This is a genomic window from Streptomyces otsuchiensis, from assembly GCF_004305975.1.
GTDB classification, from domain to species: Bacteria; Actinomycetota; Actinomycetes; order Streptomycetales; family Streptomycetaceae; genus Streptomyces; species Streptomyces otsuchiensis.
Genome location: NZ_BHZI01000384.1, coordinates 1 through 4364, shown reverse-complemented (window position 1 = coordinate 4364; position 4364 = coordinate 1). Strand labels below are relative to the sequence as shown.

At 73.9% G+C, this 4364-nt stretch carries 1 protein-coding gene; it reads left to right on the top strand.

Translation table 11 applies throughout. The annotated features are described in order from the left end of the window. The coding region (locus E0D90_RS23970) for a lonely Cys domain-containing protein (RefSeq protein WP_130800053.1) at positions 1–4364 on the top strand (4364 nt) is incomplete at both ends.

Here is a 4364-nt window from a genome sequence, read left to right as displayed (position 1 = left end):
CACCCCGACAGCGACGCGCCCGCCCCGGACCGGAACGTCACCCCCGGCGCGCTGCCGGCGCCCGGCCCCTCCCGCCGCGAGGTGCTGGAGGGCATCCTGACCGACGCGCTCGGCAGCAGGGTGCGCCGCGCGGACGACTTCCGGCAGCTGTACGCCACGCTGGACGCCCTCGACGCGCCGTTCCGGCCGGTGGACTACGACCTGAAGCGGATCACGCGGACCGTTCTCCAACTTCCCCCGGACGCCCATGTCTCCCGCGACGACATCCGCGCCGCCCTGTCCATCGCGGCCAGCGCCAACCGGCGCGGCTTCGCCGACAGTGTCTCCACCATCGCGCTGTACAGGCTCCAGCGGATGGACGTCCTGGCGGCCGCCACGCTGCGCGCCCCCACCGGCTCCGCGCTGGGGCGCGACCTCACCAACGGCACCATGCCCGCCGGTGTCTCGCTGCGGCACGTGGGCATGGACCTCACCACGGGCAGGAGCCGCAGCTCGGTTCCGGCCGCCGTCGAGGCAGCCCCGCCATGGCCGGGCAACTCGTTCGTCTACGCCGCGGAACGGGCCGGTACCGGCCGGGTGCGCATACACTCGCCGCGGGGCCCGGTCGAGATCAACGACGGCATGTTCGCGCGACTCATCTCCATGGACCCGGACCGCCCGGCCGGAGCGGATGTCGTCCTCGCCCTCCCGGGCGAGTCGACCTACCTGGCGCGAAGGGTCGCGGACGCCGCCAATGTGCGGGTCTGGTCCAACGACGGCGCCTTCCGCTGGGGCCCTACGGAGAACAGCGCGGGCCGCAGCGTCCCCGTCCAGTACCGGAGCGCCGACAACACGCCCTACGGCGAGTGGTCGGCCAGCTACCCCGGGATGCTCCCCGACGACCCGAACGCCGACTGGCGGGACAATCGCGGCCACCGGCACAGCGACCGGAGCGTCCGCTCCTGGGCCGTCACCGACGGCGGAGCGGGGCGCGTCGGCAGCGTCTTCCTGCCGCCGGATCAAATGGCCATGGTGGAGGGCGATGTCCGGCAGATGTCGGCGGTCGCCCACTTCAGCCACCGCAGGGACACCGACCCGATGGGGCTGCGTCTCGGCGAGGAGTACGGCCTGACGCGGATGGCGCAGCCACTGGCGGGGACCTACGCCGCGTTCCTCCACGGCCGCACCGACCTCGCGCAGCTGCCCGGCCGGTCGGCGAGCCACAATCTGCGGGGCCCCGCGCTCGGCGGGTTCCTGGCGCGCCGCAAGAGCATCGAGACCCTGCCGGCGGATCACGGCATCTGGCTGGTCTCCTGCGAGTCGGCGACCATGCATCCCACCCGGGACCCCCTTCACGACGTCCCGGTGCCGCAGCACGTCGCCAACTCCACCGGCCGCACCGTGTGGGCGGCCGACCGGTCCATGGAACTGCGCGGCGCGGAGGACGGCCTCCCGCCGCGCCTGGTGCTGATGGAGCAGGCCGGCCAGCCCGACGGCACGGTGCACGCCTTCCACCCCGAGCCCGACGCCGAGACACGCGACTCCATCACCACGCACACCGGTCTCTCCCCGCGCGCCTCCGACCCCGCCACCCGCGTGCTGACCTGGGTCCGCGCGCTGCGGACCCTGGGCGACCGGGACATCGACGTCGACCCGGCACGGAACCAGGCGTACAGCGCCCGTCTGTACGGCTTCGCCGCGCTGGAGAACGAGCGCCTCGCCCTGAACCCGCAGGCCGGACCGCTGACCTGGGCTGAGCTCCAGAGGCTGGTGGCGGACGAGTCCGCACGGCAGGGCTACACCGGGGTCCCCTTCGACCTGACCTCGCTGGAGTTCGCGCTGCACCACGCGCGGGAGCGGGCGCTCGGGCGGGCGGCGGAACCCGGCGGTTACTACGCCGCGCGGCCCGGCGACAGCGACACCGACACCGACACCGACATGCGGGACGCCGACTCCAGCTCGGAGCTGTCCGAACTCTCCCGCACCCCGAGCCTCCCGGACGCGCCCGACTTCGCGACCGAGAGCGCCGGCGCCGCCGGGACCCGCGACACGGTCGCCGACCCGCACCGCGCCGAGTCGACCGCGTACATCGCCGAGATCGCCCGCCGGACGCCCGCGCAGCGCGACGCGCTGATGGGCGACCCCGCCTGGGTCGCCGAGCAGCGCCGGACGCTGCCGCCGGCCCAGTTCGCCGAGCTGGCCGCCGTCCTCATGGTGCGCACCGCGCCCGGCGTCGAACAGCCGGTCAGCGCGCGGCAGATGATGCGCCGCCGGGTGGCCGACATGCTGGTCAACCCCGATGTCACCGAGGTGCTGCTCCAGCAGCGGACGCAGATGACGGTCCTGCCGCGCACCACCTCGCTGGTGGATGTCGCCCCGATGCACCGGACCCTGCGCGACGACCCGTCGCTGACCCCGGTCCGCGGGCTGGCCAAGGACCTCGCCGGGCTGACGTTCGTCGGCGAGGAGACCCTGCTCGGCGGGGTCGGCCCCTTCGAGCGGTTCGGCGAGGGCGTGTCGGTCGTCACCCACGAGACGGCCCACGCCATCCATGTCGCGCTGACCGACTACACCGGGGACGACACGCTGCTCCGCGACTCCGGGGAGATCATCCGGCAGACCTTCGACCGGGCCCGCGCCGCCGAGACACTGCGCCGGGAGGCGATCGAGCGCGAGATCGCCGCGGTCGCCGGGCAGCCGAACGAGGCGGCGGAGATCCAGCGCATCCTCCGCGACCCGAACCACCGCGGGTTTCCCTGGCCCAACGGCGAGTTCGCCCGCCGCAACCCCGACGGGAGCTGGACGCGGCCCAACTACTCGGCCACCAACGCGCACGAGTTCTTCGCCGAACTGACCAACGCCTACCTGGACGTCAACCGCGACGACATCACCGGCCCGGGCGTGCGCAACAGCGGCGCCGCGTGGGTGCGGCAGAACACCGACCTCGACGTCTCCTCGGTCCCGCCCGAAAACGCCTCCGACGCGCCGCTGCACCACATCCCCCGCGAGCTGTTCCAGCTGCTGGTCCACCTCTACGGCGAACGCGGCACCGTCCCCGGCACCGTCCGCAACGAGACCACGCTGCCCACTCCCAACCCCCGGCGGGAGACCGCCCGGGACGAGACCGTCCTCGACGCGGCCCGGGAGTTCACCGCGTACCAGGACGCGACGCTGGAGCGGGAGAACCAGCTGCTGGACGTGTTCGGGCCGGGGCTACGCGACGACGCGCCCCGCCTGCGCGAACTGGTGGAGCGGGTGCGGCTCGCCGAGGAACTGCGCGCGGGTGACCCGGCGTTCCGCGAAGGGCCGACGGAGCTGCGGCAGCTGACCCGCGACCTGCTCCAGCGGCCGCACGGCGACCTGACCCCCGCCCACGTCCTCCAGGCACTCGACGCGGCGCGGGACGCCCGTGCCCGCGGTATCGGCACCCTCACCGACGCCGCCGTGCTCCGCCTGCTCACCGCAGGGGCGCTCGGCGGCCACAGCAGGCTCGACACCCCCGGCGGCGCTCTCCAGGGCCGGACCCTCAGCGGCGACGACCCGGGTGTGGACCTGTCCACCGTCGCGGTGCGCACCGGCACCGGAGCCGTCACCCAGCACACCCCGCCGTGGGCGGCGAACACCTACGCCGTCGGCTTCGTGCGGACGGACAGCGGCCACTACCGGGTGCGGCTCGGCGACGGGACCACCGCCGAGGTCACCGCCCCCGTCCTCGCCCAGCTGATCCGCCGCGACAACGGGAGCGCCGGCCACTCCCAGATCGCGCTGCTCACCACCGACCCGGGCCACCACCTCGCCGCGCTGCTGGCCAACGCCACCGGCCACCGCGTCTGGTCCACCAACCAGGAGCTCTCCCTCGGCACGTCACCTCACGACGCCGACCGCAGCAGCGTCCTGGCCGACCCGCGCGGGATGCAGGGCCGCGAGCACTGGATACCGACCGACCCCGGCAACCACACCGGCGACCCGGCCACCGCCATCACCTTCGGCGACGGCGCCGTCCACGCCTCCGGCGACATCGCCTCCCGCGTCGTCGTCGACGGAACCAGCCGGCAGATCACCTCCACCTTCTTCGTCCACCTCGACCAGAACGCCGTCGGCCCGGTCGGCGCCATGGCCAACGCGGTCGACGCCCACCTGCGCACCACCCACGGCGAACAGAACCCCACACCACCGCAGTTCACCCTCATAGGCCGCGGCACCGACACCGCCCCCCAACTGCACCTCAACAGCAACCCCACCCAGCCCCGCACCCTCTCCGGACAGGAAGCCGTCCGCTTCCTCACCCGCGGACAGAACCTCCGCTCCCTCCCCGAACAATCCCAGATCACCCTCCTCTGGCCCGGATTCACCACCCCCACCACCACCGACCCCCTCACCGACAC